Here is a 668-nt window from a genome sequence, read left to right as displayed (position 1 = left end):
GAAGAAGGCGGGACTAATATACGATCTCGCTGGGCTGTAAATACTGGTACAAATGGGGACACCTTTTTTGTAACGCACACTTTTGATGAAGGAGTTTCTGGTCTAAAAGTTGATGTTCCTGCTGCAGGTACTCGAAATTCAGATGTAATTATTTGGACAATTACCTGGACAGGAGGTGCTTTAGGAGCTACAGGAACAGCTACAGATAATAACGCACAAAATGCTACCACAGAGAATATTTATGATCCTTCATCTACTGGGGCTTCTCCTGTATTCGCTAGTACTGTAGTAAACAATGGCTATCAATTTGTTGTAGATGATGATGGTGATTTGTACGAAGCTGTAAATGCTTCTGGAGAAGGTACTACCCTTACCAATAATTATGATTTTGATATCGTTTTACCCAATGGTATTACCGAGGTCACACTAACCGGAACAGTTCGAAATAGCGGAACATTTGATTATGCTGCTGAATTTATGGATCTTGATTTCTCAGAAGCTGTATTTACTTCAGATTGTAGTTTAGACACAGATGGCGATGGAGATCCAGATCGATTAGATACTGACAGTGATGGAGATGGTTGTAATGATGCAGATGAGGCGTATGGGGATTCTGATACTGATTTTGATAACAATGGTACTTTTGGTACAGGAGTACTGACCAATGT

At 40.0% G+C, this 668-nt stretch carries 1 protein-coding gene; it reads left to right on the top strand.

Annotated elements, in window-relative coordinates; translation table 11 throughout:
- A partial coding sequence (locus tag DZ60_RS25385; protein WP_034230527.1) for a hypothetical protein occupies positions 1 to 668 on the top strand: 668 nt, incomplete at both ends.

It is taken from the genome of Aquimarina pacifica, from assembly GCF_000520955.1.
Taxonomy (GTDB): Bacteria; Bacteroidota; Bacteroidia; order Flavobacteriales; family Flavobacteriaceae; genus Aquimarina; species Aquimarina pacifica.
The sequence above is the reverse complement of the archived record's forward strand: the minus strand, read 5'-3'. Positions and strand labels throughout refer to the sequence as shown.